The sequence below is a fragment of the Bacillus sp. JUb11 genome (assembly GCF_024807925.1).
Taxonomy (GTDB): Bacteria; Bacillota; Bacilli; order Bacillales; family Bacillaceae; genus Bacillus; species Bacillus altitudinis.
Map to the genome: position 1 here is coordinate 36,480 of NZ_JANUEZ010000008.1, position 21,765 is coordinate 58,244.

At 37.3% G+C, this 21,765-nt stretch carries 20 protein-coding genes and 1 pseudogene; 7 read left to right on the forward strand and 14 right to left on the reverse strand.

The features are described 5' to 3' along the window. Positions 1-27: 27 nt before the first annotated feature. Positions 28-507 (reverse strand): aminoacyl-tRNA deacylase, encoded by a 480-nt coding sequence (locus M2369_RS15610; protein ID WP_073414509.1) that lies wholly within the window; start codon positions 505-507, stop codon positions 28-30. A 146-nt stretch (positions 508-653) separates the two neighbouring features. Here M2369_RS15610 and M2369_RS15615 point away from each other — a divergent pair, with 146 nt between their 5' ends. Next, complete coding sequence (locus M2369_RS15615; RefSeq protein WP_173407833.1) at positions 654-1,856, forward strand: MFS transporter; 1,203 nt, start codon at positions 654-656, stop codon at positions 1,854-1,856. A 13-nt stretch (positions 1,857-1,869) separates the two neighbouring features. On the opposite strand, the gene M2369_RS15620 is transcribed toward M2369_RS15615, so the two are convergent. Then, complete coding sequence (locus M2369_RS15620; protein ID WP_017366780.1) at positions 1,870-2,601, reverse strand: MurR/RpiR family transcriptional regulator; 732 nt, start codon at positions 2,599-2,601, stop codon at positions 1,870-1,872. Between the two features lie 204 nt (positions 2,602-2,805). Between M2369_RS15620 and M2369_RS15625 the strand changes: the two genes are divergently transcribed. Then, on the forward strand, positions 2,806-4,134 hold the full coding sequence (locus M2369_RS15625) for a 6-phospho-beta-glucosidase (protein ID WP_056408143.1): 1,329 nt from the start codon (positions 2,806-2,808) through the stop codon (positions 4,132-4,134). 33 nt (positions 4,135-4,167) lie between these two features. Here the strand turns inward: M2369_RS15625 and M2369_RS15630 are convergent, their stop codons facing one another. Then, positions 4,168-4,815, reverse strand: a complete 648-nt coding sequence (locus tag M2369_RS15630) for a DUF3885 domain-containing protein (RefSeq protein ID WP_259254888.1) — start codon at positions 4,813-4,815, stop codon at positions 4,168-4,170. A 113-nt stretch (positions 4,816-4,928) separates the two neighbouring features. Between M2369_RS15630 and M2369_RS15635 the strand changes: the two genes are divergently transcribed. Continuing rightward, entirely contained in the window at positions 4,929-5,129 is a 201-nt protein-coding gene (locus M2369_RS15635; protein WP_039168553.1) for a hypothetical protein, read from the forward strand. 10 nt (positions 5,130-5,139) lie between these two features. Here the strand turns inward: M2369_RS15635 and M2369_RS15640 are convergent, their stop codons facing one another. Beyond that, the gene (locus M2369_RS15640; RefSeq protein WP_259254891.1) at positions 5,140-6,054 is read right to left on the reverse strand and encodes an NAD(P)/FAD-dependent oxidoreductase; all 915 of its coding nucleotides are present in this window, start codon (positions 6,052-6,054) and stop codon (positions 5,140-5,142) included. A 64-nt stretch (positions 6,055-6,118) separates the two neighbouring features. Next, a complete protein-coding gene (locus tag M2369_RS15645) occupies positions 6,119-6,556 on the reverse strand; it encodes an Rrf2 family transcriptional regulator (protein ID WP_058336474.1) in 438 nt (145 codons plus the stop codon). Between the two features lie 181 nt (positions 6,557-6,737). Between M2369_RS15645 and M2369_RS15650 the strand changes: the two genes are divergently transcribed. Beyond that, positions 6,738-7,109, forward strand: coding sequence for a hypothetical protein (locus tag M2369_RS15650; RefSeq protein WP_007496834.1), 372 nt, complete (start codon positions 6,738-6,740; stop codon positions 7,107-7,109). A gap of 374 nt (positions 7,110-7,483) precedes the next feature. Beyond that, a complete protein-coding gene (locus tag M2369_RS15655) occupies positions 7,484-7,654 on the forward strand; it encodes a hypothetical protein (RefSeq protein ID WP_161796762.1) in 171 nt (56 codons plus the stop codon). 929 nt (positions 7,655-8,583) lie between these two features. Here M2369_RS15655 and M2369_RS15660 read toward each other — a convergent pair. The 4 genes and pseudogenes from M2369_RS15660 to M2369_RS15675 all read right to left on the reverse strand — a co-directional run. After that, positions 8,584-9,246: pseudogene (locus M2369_RS15660) on the reverse strand (SMI1/KNR4 family protein); the annotation flags it as partial. A gap of 105 nt (positions 9,247-9,351) precedes the next feature. Continuing rightward, the gene (locus tag M2369_RS15665) at positions 9,352-10,326 is read right to left on the reverse strand and encodes a tRNA dihydrouridine synthase (RefSeq protein WP_035391414.1); all 975 of its coding nucleotides are present in this window, start codon (positions 10,324-10,326) and stop codon (positions 9,352-9,354) included. A 306-nt stretch (positions 10,327-10,632) separates the two neighbouring features. Beyond that, positions 10,633-10,770, reverse strand: coding sequence for a hypothetical protein (locus M2369_RS15670; RefSeq protein WP_160141239.1), 138 nt, complete (start codon positions 10,768-10,770; stop codon positions 10,633-10,635). Beyond that, a complete protein-coding gene (locus M2369_RS15675; RefSeq protein WP_142154308.1) occupies positions 10,760-11,893 on the reverse strand; it encodes a response regulator aspartate phosphatase in 1,134 nt (377 codons plus the stop codon). Before M2369_RS15675 ends, M2369_RS15670 begins: the two co-directional genes overlap by 11 nt. 759 nt (positions 11,894-12,652) lie before the next feature. Here M2369_RS15675 and M2369_RS15680 point away from each other — a divergent pair. Then, positions 12,653-12,934 (forward strand): hypothetical protein, encoded by a 282-nt coding sequence (locus tag M2369_RS15680; RefSeq protein ID WP_142154306.1) that lies wholly within the window; start codon positions 12,653-12,655, stop codon positions 12,932-12,934. A 67-nt stretch (positions 12,935-13,001) separates the two neighbouring features. Here the strand turns inward: M2369_RS15680 and M2369_RS15685 are convergent, their stop codons facing one another. The 5 genes from M2369_RS15685 to M2369_RS15705 all read right to left on the reverse strand — a co-directional run bounded on the left by M2369_RS15685 (position 13,002) and on the right by M2369_RS15705 (position 20,466). Then, positions 13,002-13,151, reverse strand: a complete 150-nt coding sequence (locus tag M2369_RS15685; RefSeq protein ID WP_160141238.1) for a hypothetical protein — start codon at positions 13,149-13,151, stop codon at positions 13,002-13,004. 134 nt (positions 13,152-13,285) lie between these two features. Further along, complete coding sequence (locus M2369_RS15690; protein ID WP_142154303.1) at positions 13,286-16,006, reverse strand: ATP-dependent DNA helicase; 2,721 nt, start codon at positions 16,004-16,006, stop codon at positions 13,286-13,288. An 876-nt stretch (positions 16,007-16,882) separates the two neighbouring features. After that, a complete protein-coding gene (locus tag M2369_RS15695; protein WP_259254894.1) occupies positions 16,883-17,527 on the reverse strand; it encodes a hypothetical protein in 645 nt (214 codons plus the stop codon). 586 nt (positions 17,528-18,113) lie between these two features. Next, positions 18,114-19,496, reverse strand: coding sequence for a 23S rRNA (uracil(1939)-C(5))-methyltransferase RlmD (rlmD, locus tag M2369_RS15700; RefSeq protein WP_259254895.1), 1,383 nt, complete (start codon positions 19,494-19,496; stop codon positions 18,114-18,116). Positions 19,497-19,557: 61 nt separating this feature from the next. Next, a complete protein-coding gene (locus tag M2369_RS15705) occupies positions 19,558-20,466 on the reverse strand; it encodes a diacylglycerol kinase (RefSeq protein ID WP_007496845.1) in 909 nt (302 codons plus the stop codon). 181 nt (positions 20,467-20,647) lie between these two features. Here M2369_RS15705 and M2369_RS15710 point away from each other — a divergent pair, with 181 nt between their 5' ends. Beyond that, the gene (locus M2369_RS15710; protein WP_259254896.1) at positions 20,648-21,601 is read left to right on the forward strand and encodes a nucleoside hydrolase; all 954 of its coding nucleotides are present in this window, start codon (positions 20,648-20,650) and stop codon (positions 21,599-21,601) included. Positions 21,602-21,765 lie beyond the last annotated feature (164 nt).

Consider the following 21,765-nt stretch of genomic DNA (forward strand, 5'->3'; position numbering starts at 1 on the left):
TGCCTGCTTCAGCAACAGGCACTTTTTCTATTCGGATGGTTGAACTAGATCAAATGGGACCGCTTTTGAGGCTTTTACTAGTTGTTCTGGGGTGATGAGTATTTCATTTCCCCATTCTCCCGCTCCAACGCCTAATATCTCTTCTTCTAATAGCGATGCTTCGATAATCGTGCGGAACCCTTCAGGCTGCCAACAAAATGGCGGAATAGAGCCAATCCGATAGCCCGTCACTTCAAGCACTGTGTCTGGTGAAGCCATTTTGATATTGCGAGAGCCTGCGGCTTTCTTTAGTTTCCCTGATTTGATGTGCTGGTCAGCACCAACCATTACAAGCAGCTGCTCCCCTTCCCCTGTTTCAAAGATCAATGTCTTGATCATTTGTCTTTCTCTAAAACCAAGTGCTGCAGCTACATTCGCTGCGCCCTTCTCTGTGTCGGCAGAAAATGTTTTGATGTCATACGGGATGCCATGCTTGTCCAAAAAGTCATGTGCTGGTAATTTTTTCAATGGATTAAACCCCTTTCCTTACGATGTTCATTCATTTAGCTTATCACAATCCTCTCATCCTTAAGATGTATTTTTCAATGGAAAGCCTCTAGCTCCTTCACTCTCATGCTATACTGAACTTGTTTTTGAAAAGGAGCCGATTCGATATGGGAAAAAAGTTTTGGTTTTACACAGGCAGTAAAAGCCTCCTGATGCTGAGTGATATCGTTTTTGTGATGACGATTACTTTTGTCATTTATCAAGATACACAATCTGCTACCTATGCCGCATTATTTCCACTAATAAGAACGCTATGTCAACTATTGGCTGGGCTCCTCTCTCCTGTTTTAACGGATCGCTTTCAATCCTATCATCAATTGAAATGGCTCCCTCTTGCACGTCTTGTGATGTTGATTGTATTTACAGCGCAATTCCCTTTCTTTCAGCAGCATATCGTCTGGCTGTTTGGTGCACTCATACTCATTTCGATGACAGGCGGATTCATCAGTCCTTTATTACAGGCGATCATGCCAATCCTTGTGCAGGCAAATCAGCTTGTTCAAGCGAACAGCACAGCCTCCATTTTTCAACAAATAGTTCAAATCGCCGGCTATTCGTTTACCGGAATGCTCGTCTTATGGATTGGGCCAACTTATTTATTAGGTTTCACTTGTCTCATGATCGCATGTTCTTATCTATTTTTCGTGCCCGTTTTGCCTTTGCTTAAGCGAGAAAACACGACCCAAAGAACGAATCAATTAAACAGTTTCAAAGATGGCTGGACGATCATTTGGAAAAATAAAACGGTTCGTACCCTGACTTTCATGGATGTAAGTGAAAATATAGCGGGGGCGATTTGGATTGGAGCCATTACACTCGCCTTTGTCACGCACGATTTGAATGAAAGTGAGGACTGGTGGGGATTTATCAACGCTGCTTATTATGCCGGTGCTATTATAGGCGGACTGCTCGCTGCGTGGATGAGCCGGCTGATCCAAAAGCAGCTGCTTCTTTCTATGGCAGCAGGTTCATTCATCTATGCAGGACTGACGATTCTTTTTGCCATGAACACTCTTCCATGGCTTGCTCTTCTGCTTTGTATTCTGATGGGGCCTGCCTATCAAATTCGAGATGTCTCACAGCAAACCATTCTTCAAACGGAAACGCCTATCCATGATTTATCAAAGGTGTACGCCGCTCACTACGTGCTTTCATCTGTCTCTGTCGGTTTATCTATTTTCTTTGTTGGGATGATTGCAGATGCCTTTGGCGCGCGGTTTGTGTATTTGTTAGGCGGACTGTTTGTTCTCATCTGTTCCGGGATTGCCATCACCACTTTCATGATGCAGAAAAAAAGAGCGGCTGTTTAAGGCAGCGGCTCTTTTACTTTTCTTTTAACATCGCAAACATGTCACGCGCCATTGCTTCTAGGATATACACAACGGGTGTCTGTGTAGTGATGTTGGCTCTATGGACTCGTTCGTCTGTGACGTAATAAGCAATATTTAAGTCAGAAATACGAGAAATTGTACAGTGCTGATTGTTTGTAATACTAATGATCGTGCTGCCTTCTCTTTTAAGTTTCGAAATATGATCAATCGTAATACTGTTCTCTCCTGATACCGACAGCACAATGGTGACACTATTGTCTAAATACTGCATATTCATCGGGAAAAACGGATCGTTGATGTAAAACGAAAATTTCTCCAGACTTGAAAAGTACCTTGCCCCATACTGCGCCAAAATACCAGAACTGCCCGTCCCAATAAACAGCACATTCTTTGCATCCGCAATGAGCTTCGCTGCCTCTTTGATCTTCTCCTCAAAATCTCCTTTAAGTGTCCGTTCGATAAATTCATACAAAAAATGCTGCGTGCTTTTCAAAGAAGGTGTTTGTTCTGCTTCTAAATACATTTTGAGCTTCACCTTAAATTCTGAAAAGCCTTCACAATTCACTTTTCGACAAAAGCGAAGGACAGATGAGGTCGATATATGTGCGGCATCTGCCAAATCACGAATTCTCATATAGACGACTTTTTCACTGTTTTCCATAATGTATCGGTATAAAGCGCTTTCTAGTTCATTAAAGCTGGAAATGACCTCACTTGAAAACATCTGACTTCCCCTTTCTCCAACAACATGACACAACACGTTTCTTTTATGTAACAAATCTCTAAATAGGGCACCCTTGCCTAAAGACGCTGAAACCGTTTACGCACAAGGTACTCTCACGATAAGCTATAGATGTACAAACAAATGATAAAAGATTGATTCACTCTATTATAACATTGTGCGTTACATTATTCGGAGGTGCAGAACATGGCAAAAGGATTAAAGGTTGTCACAATCGGCGGAGGATCAAGCTATACACCAGAACTTGTCGAAGGATTCATTAAACGGTACGAGGAATTTCCAATTAGCGAACTTTGGCTCGTCGATATCGAAGCAGGTAAAGAAAAGCTTGAGATCGTCGGAAATCTTGCAAAACGCATGGTGAAAAAAGCGGGACTTCCAATCGAGGTTCATTTAACTTTAGATCGCCGGAAAGCACTGGTAGACGCTGATTTCGTCACAACACAATTCCGCGTCGGATTACTGGAAGCACGTATGAAGGATGAACGTATTCCTTTAAAATATGATGTCATTGGTCAAGAAACAAACGGTCCAGGCGGTCTATTCAAGGGTCTGCGCACCATCCCTGTCATTCTTGAGATTGTGAAAGATATTGAAGAATTATGCCCGGATGCTTGGCTTGTGAATTTCACAAATCCAGCTGGTATGGTCACAGAAGCCGTACTTCGCTATTCAAACCACCGCAAAGTCGTTGGCTTATGTAACGTACCAATCGGCATTCGCATGGGCATCGCCAAAGGACTTGATGTCGACGCAAGCAGAGTCGAAGTCAGCTTTGCTGGATTAAACCATATGGTATTTGGACTGAACGTGTTCTTAGATGGCAAAAGCATCATGGATCAAGTGATCGAAGACATGGCAGATCCAAACTCTACGATGTCGATGAACAACATTCACGCCATTCCGTGGGATGCAGATTTCTTAAAAGGGCTTGGCGTAATCCCTTGTCCGTACCACCGCTACTATTACAAAACAAGTGATATGTTGGCTGAAGAAAAGAAAGCAGCAGAGAATGAAGGAACTCGTGCAGAAGTCGTCCGTGCACTAGAAAATGACCTGTTCGAGCTTTACAAAGATCCTGATCTTGATATTAAGCCGCCACAACTTGAAAAACGAGGCGGTGCTTACTACAGTGATGCAGCATGTAACTTGATCGCATCCATTTATAACGACAAGCATGACATTCAGCCTGTAAACACAATCAACAATGGCGCCATCAGTGACATTCCAAATGATTCTGCCGTTGAACTGAACTGTGTCATCACAAAAGACGGACCAAAACCAATTGCTGTTGGTGAAATGCCGGTCGCTGTCAAAGGACTTATTTCTCAAATTAAATCCTTTGAACGTGTAGCCGCTGAAGCAGCCGTGACAGGCGACTACAACACAGCTCTTGTTGCCATGACCATCAACCCGCTCGTCCCATCAGATGCCATTGCAAAAAGCATCCTAGATGAAATGCTAGAAGCACACAAAGAATATCTACCACAGTTTTTCAATAAAGTCGAAGCATAAAAAGAAGCCGCACTTGTCAAAGTGCGGTTTTTCTTATTTCCCGGCAAACAACTGATCCATCTGAGCACGGTCATAGTCTAAGAGCCAGTGCTGTAAACCTTCATAAACTGGACGCAGATGTTCTGGATCTGCCGCAATAAGATCACAACCTCGATCATCATATAAGTGGAAAATCATCTGTTTTGAGAGATTGATGAGATAAATGTCATAACCAAGCTTTCCTTTCATGATTTGATTCGGTTTGTAGAAATCCTCTTGGCATATGGCTTGTAATAGCGGGCGCAATCGAATATCTTGCAACTGACACTTGAGTGTAAATCTCTCTCTTTTCATTGTTTCTTCTTGTTTTGGTTGTATATAGGTCAAACGCTCGTGACGCAATCGGTGACGCACTTGTCGGTATGCATATTTCTGATAAACTAGGAGCTTTTGCTTCGTTAATTCATGTTCATGCTGCGTATAGACATCCGTGACAAGTAGAATATCGTCTTCTGGATCAAAAGCATATCTGATAATTTTTAAAGCCCGATCGCCTGCTTTTTCTAATACAACCGATTCTTCTCCTAATGACCAATCTGCCACTTCAAAGCGAAGACCAAAAGGCCACTTATAAAAAAGAGGCGGCGCGAGGACAAGTTCAGGAAAATGACTTTTTAAAAAACGATTGGTTTGATCGCTCATCTCATGTCCTTCCATTGGTTTTATTTCTTATTTTACCGTTGAAACTGATGGAAATTCAATTGGAAATAAACTGTCATTTTTTATATGATAGAAAGAGAGGGAGGTGTGACCAATTGAAAAAATGGTTTTTACAGGTGTTCCTCACCGCATTGATCACGATGTGGATACAGGCTGGACTTGATCAGGCGAACATCATTCAAATCAACAATGTATGGGTCGATGTCAGCAGCTGGATCCTAATCTTCTTTGTCATCTACGCACTTTTTGAATGGACTGCTCACGTCTTAGCAAAACGGAAAATCGCTCATCGCTGAACATCTCTTTTTACAGAGATGTTTTTTGTTGAAACTCTTCCTGCACAAGTTCATGAATGACGCCCATTCCTGCCTGACTTCCAGCTGCTGCTGCAAGAACAAGCTGAGCAGGTCCGCCTAAATTATCACCACATGCAAAAATACCGCTGACGGTTGTACGCCCAAGAATATCTGTTTCAATGCCCCCATTTTTCGTCATTTGACAGCCTAGTTTTTCAGCAAAAGGGGTTGACTGCTTGAAATCACTTGCGACAAATCCGCCTTCTCTTATCACTATCTCTCCATTTACAAGCTGAAGAGAGCGTAGCTGACCATTGTCATGATGGATCGCTACAATTGGCACATCAATAACTTGAATAGAATGTGCTGATAGCAGTGCTTTCTCCTCTTCAGCTAACACTTGCTGTCCATTTGTAAACACAATCAAATCCTTTGTCCAATTGGAAAGAAGTTTCGCCATATGCAAAGCGCGCTGGTTCTCTGCAATCAGGGCAAGTGGCTTGTCCTTCAGCTCCCAGCCATCGCAGAAAGGACAGCTAAACAACGTCTTTCCATACACTTCATGAATCCCGTTGATCTTTGGTAATATGTCCTGAAGTCCTGTGGCCAAGATGATTTTTTTCGCTTCGAATCTTTCTCCTTCTTGTGTCAGTAACGCGAAGTTATCCTCATGATTTTGTATCTCCACAACTCTGCTTCGTTTGATTTGGATATTGGGGTAGTTTTGAAGATCCGCTTCTCCCGCTTGTCTGATCTCAAACGGTGTCATCCCATCGTTTGTAATAAATCCATGAGATTCCTGAGTCACACGATTTCTTGGCATCTCGTCATCGAATATCATGACCTGTTTTCTGCCCCGCCCCACAACAAGTGCTGCATTTAATCCGGCTGGTCCGCCTCCGATAATGGCACAATCTAATATCATATAAACCGCTCCTTTTCATCCAAGACTTTAAAGACTCTTAATATCTATAATTGGCTCAAAAAAATCACATGTTGAAAAATGGATTTTTTTCTGTCTGCTCTATTTGGCTTGCAATATCAACTAACCGCTTTTGACTTAACGTCTCCTGCATTTTCATTTCAACATCCTGCATGACTTGTTCAATCAAACAGCCATCGTGAGGCATGAAAGAATCATGTGCTAAGGAACAACGAAATAAATGGGTTTGTCCTTCTACCGCCTGAATGACGTCTAGAAACGAAATGTCCTCTTTCTTTTTCAGAATGGTGTAACCACCTTTTGCGCCAGGTGTTGATTCAATCAATCCTGCCTTCACAAGCTTTGTTAAAATTTTAGATAAATAGGTAGGTGAAAGATCTTGCATCTTGGCGAGAGGCTCAACGCCTATTGCTTTCCCCTTTGGTGCAAGGGTTAAAAAGACCATCGTATGCAGCGCATAGTTGGTCGCTTTAGAATATTTCATAGAAACATTCCTTTCTATCTATTGTAGACCTTTTATATCTGTAATTGATCATAAAAGATTCAAGAAGAAAAAGCAAGTATTGTGGATCTGCTTCTTTTTTCATTCCACATTTCGCATTTCCTTCCGATAATAGAAGTAAGCACGAATAAAAGCTTGATGAAGACTAGAAGGAGTGAAAAAAATGTCAGATCAACAGCACAATGCAGCACACGAAGAAGAAGAGGAATTTAACGTATACGACATGCTTCCACCCGCAGGAACAATCATTGGCGAAGCAACAGAAGAAGAAATGGAAGCTGCGGCAGCATTAGAAGTGAGACATTACGCCTTTATGCGTCTGCAAGACTCGTACATTCAATTTGATGGATCTTCTTATAAAGAATTGCTTAAAGACTTTCAAGAACTAGAATTTGATTCTGCAAAATTTTGGAGAGCCATCGCACGACGCCTGCAAGTCCCATACGAATGGCCAATCCGAATCGACCATGCAAACGGCCCTATTTATATTGGTGAAACAGAAGATAGCCGTGATGTTGAGGAGAGTGCAGAGTAAAGGAATTGGTGACCCCCTTTTTTGATATGGGGGGTTTTTATATTAAATAGATATTCTTATTGCTCTTCTAAATCAAATTCCAACCATAATGATATATTAAAAGTGATTTCATGCAATTCTTCTATTTTTGATTGATTCAAACGCTCCGCAAAACGACGTGCACTTTGAAAAATATCGGCATTCTACTTAATTACTGAGCGCCCAGCCAAGCGTAACAACAAGAGACATTTTTGGGAAAATGAATTTTAAAAGACGGTCAAAACGCCGTCATTTCAAGTTTTTATCTATATGCGATTTTCACTTTCAAGTTATGTGATTTTCAAATATCGGCAAAGATTATCAGCGACCAGCTTCACAAAGGAACGTTATTCGTTTTGAGTGATACAACCGTTGATACTCAACGAATTGAAATCGAAAACAAACCGCATATCAACCTAACAAAATACGAATATCATCATTTGTACAAATTGTATGACGGTGATTATAAGGTGGATTATGCCCGGCTCAATATCCGAATGTATTTAGGCGATACAATCATTTATTAAGAAGGCGGCTATAATATAATTTCGATTACATATATGTATTACTTGTATATGAATTATGTCACAATAAAGGTAATTTTAGGGGGTAATGATATGAAAGATATATTTTCTTATAACGTAAATATGGATTATAACGCATATATGAATTGAAAACAAACCAGCATGACCACCTTCATAATATGCATGTTGTCGCCAGTGGATTTGCAAATGCTTCATTAGCACTTGTAAAACAAATAGTTGAAACGGGGAATATTCAAAAAGAAGCTGATGAACTGATATTTCCAATATTATTTAATGCAAATCATGCGATAGAAGTCTATTTAAAAACAATTAATTGGTCATTGAACATTATTTTAGACAGTAAATAATCGTATTTAAATACACACGACTTGCAAAAATTATTGAATTCGGTTAAAGAGAAATCAATTGAAGTTGAAAAAAGTTTTGATTTCGAACATCATTACGGGGATTTAAAAAAATATATTGGTGAATTGTATAAGAAGATTGAAATTGAAACTAATAAAGGTCAAACTTTTTCCGACATTACTTTTGCAAGATATGCACTAACGAGAGATAAAGAACCGCAATTCTATATCAATCAATTTGATAATGTAGTTATAGATTTGCCGAATTTTCACAAAGTATTTTCTAAAGTCTTCGACAACTTGAAAAATTTGACTTACTATTATCAAGAAACCCTTCAGTACAAGTATGATGCACACGCAGAATTCTACTACGAATAATAACTTAATAGGAATCACATAAAGGGCGTCCATTATTGGAACGCCATTTTTCTTGTTAAATACAATTATTTTTCATTTAAATGATTTCTAACTATCAAAAGATTTGAACCTTCCTAATTGTCAGGGTCAAACCTGATAATTCGGTCATTTAAAAATACACTAAAAGAAAATGTCTTTCATTGTCACGTTTCCAGTAGTTACTAACATATTTTCGGCGTTCATAAAAGTTCCTACTTCTGAAAAAAAACACTTGATAACATCAATTTGTTCTACATGAAAAAATACAATATTCTGAAGTGCCTCAGAGCCTCGAGTCTTCAATATTTCTTTCACTTCTTCTTTTGATAGTGGTTGATTTTGCTTTTCTTATTCAGCCTGCCAGTCTTTATCTGACATCCTATCTTCTGAAGTATAATGCCCCGCAATCAATTCATCAAACGAATCCGTTAATTTAAAATCCGTTTCATATTCTAGATCAAAGTAATGAACCGGCGGATGTTCCTTTGTTTCTCTATAATCCAATGCGATCCACGTATGACCATCCCCACAAATAAGCACAAGTCCCTCAGGCAATTCCCATTCTTCTATTAAATAATCACTATCCATGATACCTTCGCCTTTGGCAATTCCTCTTAAATGATCAAATGACACATGATCCTCTGCCCATCCATTCGGCTGGTCTGTTGGAAAAGCATTATGCAGGGTATAACCGCCATTTTGTTCGAGGATAAGCTTCTTATATGTATCAGGCAAAATTACGCCTAGTTTCTTTTCCGCTTTTGCAATGCCTTTTTCATTGATTTTCTTAAAAGTCTCTTCACTTTCTCTGTCTGTGTCCCAAAATGGTTTCAAATAAAATACCTCCAATTGTTATTTCTATCTCATTTTACCATTTGAGAGAACTAGTTTAATAGTCCTATCATAAAAAAAGAGAAGGGTTCTCCCTCCTCTTGTTGATTATGATTGTTCTTGATTTCTCGCTTCAAATTCATCTAGCATTGCACGCACTTCATCTGTTGATGATGTGTTCATTAATTGGTTTCTTAGGAAGCTCGCTCCTCTGAATCCTTTTACATAAATCTTAAAGAAACGATGCAGTGCCTTGAATGGACGCAAACCTAATGAAGAATATTGATCATGAAGATCAAGGTGTAATCTTAAAAGACCTAACAGTTCGTCACTCGTATGCTCTTTCGGCTCTTTTTCAAAAGCAAATGGGTTATGGAAAATCCCACGTCCAATCATCACTCCGTCTATTCCATATTGCTCAGCTAGCTTTAAGCCAGTTTGACGGTCAGGAATATCACCATTGATCGTCAAAAGCGTATCAGGTGCTACTTCATCACGCAATTTCTTAATCTCAGGAATGAGCTCCCAATGCGCATCCACCTGGCTCATTTCCTTTCTTGTGCGAAGGTGAATCGATAAATTCACAATGTCTTGCTCCAAAATGTGTCTGAGCCAACCACGCCATTCATCGACCTCTGTAAACCCTAGTCTTGTTTTCACACTAACAGGTAATCCCCCTGCTTTTGCTGCTTGAATAAGCTCTGCCGCAACGTCTGGGCGAAGAATCAATCCACTGCCCTTCCCGTTTTGCGTGACATTTGGGACAGGACAGCCCATATTAATATCGAGCCCCTGAAATCCTAACTCCGCCATTCCAATACTCATTTGTCTGAAGTTCTCAGGCTTATCTCCCCAAATATGAGCAACAATCGGCTGCTCATCCTCTGTAAACGTTAAGCGACCTTTCACACTTTGAATGCCATCAGGGTGGCAGTAGCTCTCACTGTTCGTAAACTCTGTAAAGAACACATCCGGTCTCGCCGCCTCACTCACAACATGACGAAACACAACATCTGTCACTTCTTCCATTGGTGCTAATATAAAAAATGGCCGTGGTAAATCACGCCAGAAATTTTTACTCATCTTTCATCCAATTCCTCTCATGACATAGCGCCTTATAGGGCATGTCCTTCTATAAAATATTATTATATACTTTAATAAGGATTTAACGCAAAAGGAGCATAAAGTGAACATTAACAAAATGCTATCAGCACTTTATAAAATATCAAAAATTTGAGGAGACGTAAACGCCGTTCAATAGGGTACTATCTATCGGGAATCGTGTCAAACGACGTTCTGATGCGGATAAAGCATTCGGCTAACAAAAAATAAACCTTCCTTATAAAGAAGAATAACTCTTAAACAAAAAAAGCCCCTAAAAGGGCTTTTTTAATGGAATTTATCGAAACCGATACTTGATGTGTGTCCTCTGATAGCTTCTTCGTGGTTTTGTGAAAAGGCGAAATAACCCAGCGTGCTCAAAGTGCCAATAATGATGAGGGCTGCTACTACTGACTTAAATTTCATAAAGGCAATCGCTCCTTTTAATTAATTGTTGGAAGTAAAGAACCTTCTCATAGAAGTTCGACGCCTTGTCCTTATCTCCTACTGTTTTATATCTCCTTGCTGCATCTTTCGATAATTCTTCAAGAATTGCATACATTCCTCTTTCGGTTAAATATTCGGTATCACTCAAGACATTATCATAATCATCTTTGACATAAAGCGCCTTATAAAATGTGAACACTTTAAGCATCACGTCATCATTTAATTTTTCAGCCAATTCTATGCCCTGGTTAAGAGCATATAACCCTAAATCGTTTTCCTTTTCATGAAAATACGACCGTACAAGCACACTTAAAGGATCGAGTATTCTGTTAAAATGCTCATATCCTCGCTCTTTAAAAGCATTGATTGAATCATTTAAATATTTTATTGAAGCAACAATTTCATCATTGTGGAAATAACTTAAAGCCAAATTATACAGCGCTGATCCTACTAATCTTTTGGTGTCGCTTTCCGTTGCTTTTTCTAGTGCATGTTCAAAATGAGGCTTTGCTTTTTCGGGGCAACCCATATCAATATAATTTAATCCAATGACAAAGGAACACTGTATCTGTCTGACAGTATAAGTTTCTTTTTCTCGATAACATTCTATTGCTTGGGCTATATGGTGCATGGACATGTGGTTTTGTTTCATGTGGTAATAGATTTCAGCCATCTTGTAATTGAACTCGGCCCGTTCAATATCATCACTTACAAGAGACAGCTTTTTTTCTGCTCGTTTATAGAAGGTAATGGCGTTGAGGTATTCATAGTTTTCAAATTCATACATACCGTAGAAAAAATTAAAATAATAATCAAGTAAGCCTGTTAATTTCTCTTGGTCCCTTTTGATCTTCATTGCTAATTCTCTAAAGTTGGCACGCTCTTTTCCATTTTTCAATGGATTCAAATAATCCAACATTAATTTATGTCGGAACTCCATGAGAGAGAAATACAATAATAAATCTTGATTTTCTTCCATATCATCGAGCAAAGATTTTATTTCTTCTTTATATGCTTCGGCGTCCGGTACGTTAAATCTTTGAATATGGTAATACCATTCATTGATTTTCAAACCGACATGAGAAGAAAGCACTTTCTCCATAAGACCCTACCCCTTCCTTGCTATCCCCTATAATGACATATATTATCATTTTAAGAATCTTTCGACACCGAAAAGAAACCGCAATTTATGTCTACGTATGAAAGTTACAAAAAGTTGATTAATTTACTAAAGCAAGGGAATTTAAAGGTGATTAGGTTTATTCTAAATTCATTTTATATGTAAATTTGTGAACAAATAAAATAAAAATAACTGGTACATGGATAGCCCTATGACCACTTTTCAAGCATTTCCTCCAAAATTCAGTAACTTAGCTAATGAATTTCTGAAATTGTAAATTGAATGAAATCTATATCAGTAGTGTCGGGGAAACAAAACAATTGGATACTATAATTTGATGTGTTTTCTCCTAGTAAACTTGCTATTTTCAAAGCAATATCAACATTTTTATAATCAACTCGGAAAATTATTTTCCCCCCGGAAGTATGAAAGTCTTGAATTTATTCGCTTGTTTAATCATCTTTGTTTATTATCTCCTAAGTTTTCTGTGAATTATAACTCAAAAATAATTTATAAGGAAATGTAAATAGTGTTTGAAAAAATAATCAGTTCTGCTTTGGTTTCTGTTCTAGGCTTTAACCGTTTTTTCAAGTTCCATTTCAGCAAGTGAGTCAGAAGTCGTTTATGATGGAAGATATGATTCTATTATAAAGACATTGCTTATTCAATAAGTAAACTTGCTTTACAAAAGAAAGAAATGGAAGTTTATACCGATACACAACACAATGGGGACCGGGTGAGGTGTTTTCATTTAGTATAACTGGTGATCGTGGGCATATTTATTGGAGTTCAAACCAGAAACAAAAGGCCCATGGGTTTTTCATTGGTAAGTTAAAATTAAGATATAAGAGTGGTTTTAAAAGAGACGTTCCTTTTAGAGGCTTTGGCATTCCAGGGGTTGATTTTTCATATGTTGTTCATGTCAATAAAAATAAAGGCGGGAAAGTATATTTAACTGGAAGTGCAGAAGATTCCTTTGAAGATAGATTCCCTGTATTACCTGGTTTCTTTGTAAGTTTTTAATATAGTTTGATACCAAAAAAACCCCTATCCATTAGGGACAGGGGTTTTACTTATTTCATGGCTTTTTCTAAAGCTGCTTTAGCCTTTGGACCATAGATCCTTCAGCAGCACGACCTGCCTGAGCTGGAATCGTTTGACCGCAGCCGCTGTTTTGGTCCGTAATAGACAACCATGCCGTTACTTTTTGCGTTTTGTCTGGATAGTAGTAAACCGCCACTAGGGCTAGGTATTGCTATTGCTTACATAAGTAAAAAGCAGACTGTTAAACCAACAAAAGCAGCACCAACCAAAACAGCAACTTCTAAGCCAGCTAAAAAGTAATCCCTGCTAAGCGCACTTCCACATAATATGTTACCTAACCTTTTGTTTTTTTAATTGATTCTTTCCTGAGATTAATGAGACATCTTTACTCACTGTTTTCTTACTAAAATTAGACAGTATTGTTTTTTCAGTTTCAGGTGTCCAATATATTTTCAAACTTTCCCTTGCACGTGTTATAGCTGTGTAAAGTATGTTATGTGAAATTTGCTCATCAACTTCATCAGTAATTACGACTTTCACCGAATTGTACTCTAATCCTTGAGCTTTATGAATCGATATCGCATATGCTACTTGGAATGGAACAATATCATCGGTACTTAGATCATAATCTTCATCGGTATTTTTATATTTATTTACGGTAAACCTTATGATAGAATTTGTACCTTCAGATTCATTTATTAATTCAAAGTCGTATCCATAAGCTTGGAATTCATTTAATGGTCTGTCTAACAATATATCGAACTGAATTTGCCTTTCTAGTACTTTAATATCTGATATCATTCCCTTTGAATTATTATAAATTAGAGGATGAAATCTATTGGACTCATTAAATAGAATCGGGTCACCTATTTTATATGTTTGCACTCCCCAAACAACCTCTGGATTTGGATTACTCCCTTGTAAAAACTTGTTAATATTATTTATTCCGTAAAGACCATCATAATTTAAACAAAGAACGATTTCATCGTCTGTTGATCGTTCAAAAATCGATTCATCTAAATCTGATGAATAATTATTTCTAGCTAAATGTTCCAATATATCATCATCAAGTTCCCTTATTTTATTCCATACTGTTAAGAGGTTATCATTTTTACTTCGATATGGCTTTTCTAATTCAAAAATTGAGGTTTTAGGTACAAATGAACGTACAATATTAAACCAATTTCCAAAAGTTATAGACTCTATTTGGAATACATCACCTACTAATACAAGTAATTTAAATGTGGACTTCCTAATAACTTCATACATATTAGCATTGCTAACTGTACTACACTCATCAATAAACAGCACATCACAATCTGTATCATTATGTGAATATGTTAAAAATTTAGAGATTGTATAATGTGTACAATTTGAAGCATGCACTTTTTGTTTTAAATTATCAACTGCTGGATTAGTGTTTGCTAAATATATTTTCTTTTTATCATTAAAGAAGTTAGAAATATGATTGATTAAAGTAGTTTTACCAGTGCCAGCCGCACCATATATTAAAGCTACGCTTGATTTATCAAATATATTTCTTAAAGCCTCTCTTTTTTCCTCACAATCAATTATATGAGAGGTATTTTGCAACCAATAATCAACAGATAATTTGTAACCACCAACACCTTCTTTATTCAGTTCATTTAAACCCCTAATAATTTTAACGGAATTTTCCTCATACTCTTTTATATAGAGATGTCCTTTAAATTCTTCTATTCTTCGGTTTTCATGCTTATAGTATAATTGACTATTATATTTTAAAATCAATTCATCAACATCAACAAAGGTAGTTATATCATTTTTGCTTAAAAATAATTGTCCATCTATCTCAGTATTATTTTTTATCATTCTAGCAAATAACTCATGTTGCCTATCATCAATATCGATACAAGCAAATAAATCAATTAATCTAGGATTATGATTTATTAAAGAAGTATTGAATGGCATTTGTTCAAACGGGATACAACGATAATCTAAATAGAGATGCGATAAGAGGTGACATGTTTTATAATTAATTTGTTTTTTTATTATTTTGTTGTTCAATTTATAGAGTAAATATTTCAGTATATTTGCCCCAGGTAAATCTTTGATTATTAACTCTCTACATTTATCCAGAAAATTAAAAATTTGCGAGCTATTTGATTTAGAATTCACCTTTTCTTTTACTTGCTTATAATAATTGTTGGGCATACTAACAAATTCACTAAGGTTCATTCTTTCATTGAATATAAATGACATTAATTCTTTATATTCAACATACCCCGTTGAAATTTTAGAATCTAAACCAAAAATACGAGCAAAATTATTCAATTCACATGGGCGGATAGATATCTCATAGTTTTCTATAATTCTAATAGGCATTTTCTTCCCTAAGACATCTATAACCGCATTTCTAATACGAAACTTTACTGCATAATTAGACATTATATCAATATCAGTAAAGGCTATAATTCTATCAAATTTACTTCCATAATCATTTGCCGTTGTAAATGTTACTTCATAATAAATTTTTTGATTTACAAAAAACGGCTTAATTTTCCTTATATAATACCTATCATTGTATTCATCACTATAATTACTCATTACAGGATTGTTAATTTTTTCAGCTATTTTTTCGTAGTATTCATTTAAATGTGGATCAAGTTTTAATGGAAATTCTTCTATATTCGATAGAATTTCTATACTATACCTATCCCTTAGTAGTTCTTTTATTTTTATCATATATATATAATATTTAAGCATCAAACGTTCAGAATTTCCTTCATCTAGCGTATAATGTGAAGTTGATATTTGAAGAAATTTATGGAATTTATGCAGAAAGTTCAAGTAGCTAATTGTTTTTACATATTCATTTGCTTTTTTGATATTTTCATACGTTATATCAATGTCTCCACCATTGCTAAATGCTTTTAACGAAGTATGTTCAACCAGGTCGCGCATATCAGACAAAATATTTTGTGATAAAAAACCTCTATCAATTGATTTAAAGTGGTCAATATTTCTACAAATTTTTTTATCAATAACTCTTATTGCTCTATCAATTTTCAATTTGATTACTCCTCACACAGATTATATGTGTTCGCATTTTCCTCATTTAAGTATAAATGGTTTTTACGACCGAAAGTATAGGTGTTTTTTAAATAGTTTTTCCTTTTCGTAATCTATTAATAATCATTAGGAAATTTTTAAGAATCAAATATCCAATAAGCCTTTTTCATCGCCCATTTATATTCTTCAGCTTCATTATAGATAACATATTCCTTGATTAATTTCGATAAAATTGTTCATTGAATTATTTATTGCCTTCTGAGTTTTTCCATATTCATTGTGTCGTTTCTTTTATAAAGCTATCTTTCTTCTTCCTGTTTGTATCTTCTAATTTTCCTTTAGAATATTTTTCTTCCTCATCTATAATTTCTAGCAATGAAAATATAATTGAGTTGGTAGTGGCTAGATTATCAACTTACATTTTTTTTAATTTTTTCTAATACATGGCTATTATTTTACTGTTTTCGATCTTCTTATATAGTAGAGTTTTTCATACAAAAATCGATAACATATACTACCCTCCCTAACACCCTTTATTTCATTTTATAACCACAGTATTTTCCAGTCAATTTATACAAACAAAACTCATGCATATTTGACATGAGCTCGTTAAAAATAATTAAATTCGTTCTATTAACTCTGTTTTCTTGCAAAATCACGCTTCATTTCTACTTAAACAAAAATGAGAATTCCCAGCTTGGACATCTTAAATCGTTGAGAACTATATATCGATGTCTCATTTAATTCTAAACATCGATACCATAAATTCCAAATTTACACCAAAAATCATCTAAATGTAGAAATTACAATTAGTAAAATTACCATTTCTATCACATATATATTTTTAATTAGATTATTATTAATTGAGTATTAATTTTATATTCCAAGATCGCTTCTCATACTATCAATTAGATTTCTACGGCAAATATGAATAATATTATTTATCGGATCACTATCTTCTCCTGCATATTGCCCGGATATAAACACATTATGGATAACCACATCGAATTCTACAAGAAGATTCCGTACCTCTTGTCCTGCATAAAGATCAAACGCTACTTTATCACCTTCACAAAAAAGCTTATACTTATCTCTAGCAACAAAATATTCTTCTTTATTCTCTAATATCTTATTTTTTGCATATTCTAGATTTGATATTTGAATTTCAATATCATTTTTTCGTACATAATCTATATTTACAGTATTTATTTGATTTTTATAATCTTCGATTTGATAATCCAGACTTTTCAGAATAGTATCATAGCCTTCCATTGAAAAATTAGGGGAATACTCAACATGTTTCAGAATATCATTCGGTGATGAACTTGGATAACGATTAATAATAGAAATTAATGTTTTATAAACATCACTTAAGTTCTCCTTTTTGGATTGAAGTGCTTTTTGATGTGTTTCAAATTTTCTTCTAATCACTTCTATATAAACATTTACAATCATCGTAACTATAGTCACAGTCAAAGTTGCTCCTGCACTAATTAGAGCTGTTATCATTGTTTCTGACATTATAATACCTCCAAGCTTTATTATCTCTTTGTTTTTGAACTACTAATCAATTTTCTTTGAATACGTTTCTCTTTTCAGTGGGCAGGTGTTTTTATTCCTATTTCCCCAACTCTTCTTTATACCAATAATACTTAATCATAAATTTTCAGCTTGAGTTCCTGCCTTGCCTGAAGCAATATCTCTACATTTACAAGTAACTAGTGCGGTGGTGTAGCTGCTGTTAATTGAGTCAAGGACAGTTAAGCTGTGTACTATTTGAACTGACTAGACTATAAATTCCCAACCGTTTTTCACATTTTAACGGGTTTTGGTGGAATAAAATGCAATTTCTTATTTATATAAATCACTTTTTTGTTTATATAATGTATCAGTATAAATTTTTAGACTAACCAACATTAAATCCCTTTAAAGCAATGTTGGTTAGTCTAGATTCATCTCTTTTTATACCATTCTATATTCTGTCAATTCAAGTCTACATTTTAGCGTTGGGGAGAAATTGTTATAAATGGATTTACTTCGTAATTTGATGTGAATAATTTCTCCCAAATCACTGATAAACCTTATTCTATCAACACTTCAACTTTCCTTACTCTTCGATCCTAGATATTAACGCTACCAACTCCACATGACTCGTATGCGGAAACATATCCACCGGCTGCACTTCCTCCGTCACATACCCACCATCTTCAAGAATACGCAAATCACGAGCTAGCGTCCCAGGATTACAGGACACATACACAACACGGTTTGGTTTCATCTTTAAAATCGTATCAAGCAGTGCTTCATCACAGCCTTTTCTTGGCGGATCGACGACTAGCGTATCTGCTTTGATGCCTTCTTTGTACCAGTTTGGGATAACGGTTTCTGCTTCGCCGACTGCGAATTCGACGTTGTTGATTTCGTTTAAGGCAGCGTTGCGTTTTGCGTCTTCAATTGCTTCTGGCACAATTTCCACGCCATATACTCTGCCTGCTTTTTGTGCGAGAAATAAGGAAATTGTACCGATTCCGCAATACGCATCGATCACGGTTTCTTCTCCTTGCAGCTCGGCATATTCAAGCGCTTTGTCGTAAAGCACCTTTGTTTGGGCTGGGTTCACTTGATAAAATGAGCGGGCTGAAATAGCAAATTTGATGTCGCCAATCGTGTCATAAATGTATTCTTCTCCCCATAAAACGGTCGTTTCGTCTCCAAAAATGACATTTGTCTTCTTTGAATTCACGTTTTGCACAATTGACCGAACGTGTGGGAAGCGTGCTATAATCTGCTCAATCACTTGCTGCTTTTGCGGAAAATCAGCCGTTCTTGTGACAAACACAACCATCATTTCACCTGTTGCCATGCCGTAGCGAACCATGACATGACGCAGCCAGCCTTTATGCCGCTCTTCGTTATATGCTTTGATGCCAAACGCATTGCAGATGTCTTTTACTGCCTGTACCACTTCGTCATTTTCTGATTGCTGGATCAAGCATTTTTCCATATCAATGATTTCATGGGTACGCTGCTGATAAAATCCAGCAACAAGTCCGCCTTCCCGTTCGCCAACTGGTACTTGTGCTTTGTTTCGGTAGTTCCAAGGGTCTTCCATGCCGAGTACAGGATGAACTTTTACACGGCTCATATCAAGCTTGCCGATCCGCTCCAATACGTCCTTTACTTGTTTCTGTTTAAAAAGCAGCTGACCTTCATAGCTCATGTGCTGAATTTGACAGCCTCCGCACTGCTTATAGATAGGACATGGCGCATCTTGCCTGTGCTGACTTTCCTTTGTCAGCTCCATGAGTCGTCCAAAAGCAAATCCTTTTTTGACACGTGTGACTTTGATTTTCCCTTGTTCCTCAGGAAGGGCATTCGGTACAAACACAGGGAAACCCTCAATTTTCGCTACACCTGCACCTTCGTGCGTTAAATCTTCGAAGGTTACATTGTAGTATTCATTCTTTTCAACAGGCGGTTTCATTTTCACCAATTTTATCACCTCATTTGCAAAGAAAAACTTGGTCGCCATAAGGAACCAAGTTTAGTCTTCACCCTATTTTTTCAGCTGTTGCTTTTGGCACAATAAATTCAATATGGCGATACAGATTTTCAAATTCACCTGGCAGCATGCCGCCGTATTCACCATCTAAATTCAATTGCATTTTATCTTTTACATCTACCTTTACGCGATTCGCTTTTGCGTAGATGACATTGTTATCATGAATATGCTCGCCTCTGAGTGCAAGGCTGACCACTCGAATGGCTTCTGCTAGATTGACCTTCTTTAGAATGATCAGGTCAAACATCCCATCATCTAGAATGGAATCTGGTGCGAGCTTTTCAAAGCCGCCTACTGAGTTTGTTAGTGAAACAAGAAACAGCATGATTTCTCCATGAAACAATTTGCCGTCATATTCAATTTCGACTTCTGTCGGGCGAATGGAAGGAAGCATCTCCATGCCTTTCAAATAATACGCAAGTTGTCCTAGCATGGTTTTCAGCTTACTAGGCACTTCATAGGTCAGCTCTGTTAATCGGCCGCCTCCCGCAATATTAATGAAATACTGTCCATTCACTTTACCAATATCAAGCGGCTTTGCTACACCATCAATGATGGCATCTGTCGCTTTTAAAATATCTTCTCTTGGAATGCCAAGTGCTCTTGCGAAGTCATTGGTCGTTCCAACTGGAATGATTCCTAATTTTGGTCTTTTTTCAAGCGGTGCTAATCCATTGACGACTTCATTAATCGTGCCGTCTCCACCAGCTGCTACAATTAAATCAAAATCTCTCTGTGCGGCTTTTTCGGCTGCTTGTGTTGCATCTCCTGCACATGTCGTCGCATGACAAGATGTTTCATAGCCAGCCTGTTCAAATTTTTGCAAAACCTGCGGTAAATTCTTCTTAAAGAGTTCACGTCCAGATGTCGGATTGTATATAATTCGAGCACGTTTCATTCATCATCATCCTATTATCATTATGCAATCTATTTTCACCACTAACAACCTTTAATTATACTATGAGATTTGAAAATGGCAACAGAACAACCCCCTAATATTTGAAATCTCACGGTACGTTTCCCTCAGCAGATCAGCATTCTGATAAGATAAAAGAAAACGATAAAAAGGATGGTATGCCATGAAAAAGCCTGTCTATTTCAACCATGACGGCGGTGTTGATGATCTCGTGTCCTTATTTCTACTTCTTCAAATGGAACACCTGAAAGTGATCGGGATGTCTGTGATTCCTGCTGATTGTTATTTAGAGCCTGCGCTGAGCGCCTCTCAGAAAATTATTGATCGTTTTAGCCCATATGAGATTGAAGTAGCCGCTTCCAATTCTAGAGGTGTGAATCCATTTCCAAAGGAATGGCGTATGCATGCTTTTTATGTAGATGCTTTGCCGATTTTAAATGAAAAAGGCGCTATTGATACAAAAGTATCTAAGCTTCCTGCACATCTTCACCTGATTGAAACGGTGAAAAAGTCAACCGAACCTGTTACGCTGCTCTTTACAGGACCGCTCACAGACCTTGCACGCGCCTTAGAAGAAGATCCTTCCATCTCAAATAAAATTGAGAAACTGGTATGGATGGGCGGCACATTCCTTGAAAAAGGCAATGTCGAAGAACCCGAGCATGATGGAACAGCAGAATGGAATGCTTTTTGGGACCCTTATGCTTTGAGCACCGTATTTCAAGAGCGTTTTCCAATTGAAATGGTCGCACTGGAAAGCACGAATCAAGTCCCGCTCACACTCGATGTCCGTCAACGATGGGCTTCCCTTCGCTCTCACATCGGGATTGACTTTATTGGACAATGTTATGCCTTTTGTCCGCCTCTCATTCATCACGAAACGAACTCGACTTACTACTTATGGGATGTGCTGACAACGATCACTCTTTCCTCCACCTCATTTACCCGTTCAAAAGAAATGAATGCAATTGTTTATACCGAATCGCCAAGACAAGGACGTACTGAAGAACATCCAGATGGAAAGACGATTCATGTCATTGACCACGTTGATCGGGATGCCTTTTTCCAAGCCTTTGAAGAGCTTATGAGAAAAGCGGTTTGTCAGATTTCATCATAAAAAAGCCCCGCCTATTAGCGGGGCTCAAATTGTTGACACAGGGCTAAAATGAACTTGATTTTAGCCCTGTGTCTTCTTTTCAGCGTGATAGAAAACCTTTGCAGTCAAGGAAGGACGAGTACCGGCGCGGAGCGAATTTGACATTCGTGAGCACCGGCACGCAG

What these genes read in the sequence shown, in the direction of transcription:
- M2369_RS15710 (WP_259254896.1), top strand. Translation starts at nt 20,648, where the DNA reads ATGAAAAAGCCTGTCTATTTCAACCATGACGGCGGTGTTGATGATCTC.
- M2369_RS15670 (WP_160141239.1), bottom strand. Translation starts at nt 10,770, where the DNA reads ATGAAATTTAAGTCAGTAGTAGCAGCCCTCATCATTATTGGCACTTTG.
- M2369_RS15645 (WP_058336474.1), bottom strand. Translation starts at nt 6,556, where the DNA reads ATGAAATATTCTAAAGCGACCAACTATGCGCTGCATACGATGGTCTTT.
- M2369_RS15620 (WP_017366780.1), bottom strand. Translation starts at nt 2,601, where the DNA reads ATGTTTTCAAGTGAGGTCATTTCCAGCTTTAATGAACTAGAAAGCGCT.
- M2369_RS15650 (WP_007496834.1), top strand. Translation starts at nt 6,738, where the DNA reads ATGTCAGATCAACAGCACAATGCAGCACACGAAGAAGAAGAGGAATTT.
- M2369_RS15675 (WP_142154308.1), bottom strand. Translation starts at nt 11,893, where the DNA reads ATGGAGAAAGTGCTTTCTTCTCATGTCGGTTTGAAAATCAATGAATGG.
- M2369_RS15615 (WP_173407833.1), top strand. Translation starts at nt 654, where the DNA reads ATGGGAAAAAAGTTTTGGTTTTACACAGGCAGTAAAAGCCTCCTGATG.
- M2369_RS15625 (WP_056408143.1), top strand. Translation starts at nt 2,806, where the DNA reads ATGGCAAAAGGATTAAAGGTTGTCACAATCGGCGGAGGATCAAGCTAT.
- M2369_RS15695 (WP_259254894.1), bottom strand. Translation starts at nt 17,527, where the DNA reads ATGTCAGAAACAATGATAACAGCTCTAATTAGTGCAGGAGCAACTTTG.
- M2369_RS15640 (WP_259254891.1), bottom strand. Translation starts at nt 6,054, where the DNA reads ATGATATTAGATTGTGCCATTATCGGAGGCGGACCAGCCGGATTAAAT.
- M2369_RS15665 (WP_035391414.1), bottom strand. Translation starts at nt 10,326, where the DNA reads ATGAGTAAAAATTTCTGGCGTGATTTACCACGGCCATTTTTTATATTA.
- M2369_RS15630 (WP_259254888.1), bottom strand. Translation starts at nt 4,815, where the DNA reads ATGAGCGATCAAACCAATCGTTTTTTAAAAAGTCATTTTCCTGAACTT.
- M2369_RS15705 (WP_007496845.1), bottom strand. Translation starts at nt 20,466, where the DNA reads ATGAAACGTGCTCGAATTATATACAATCCGACATCTGGACGTGAACTC.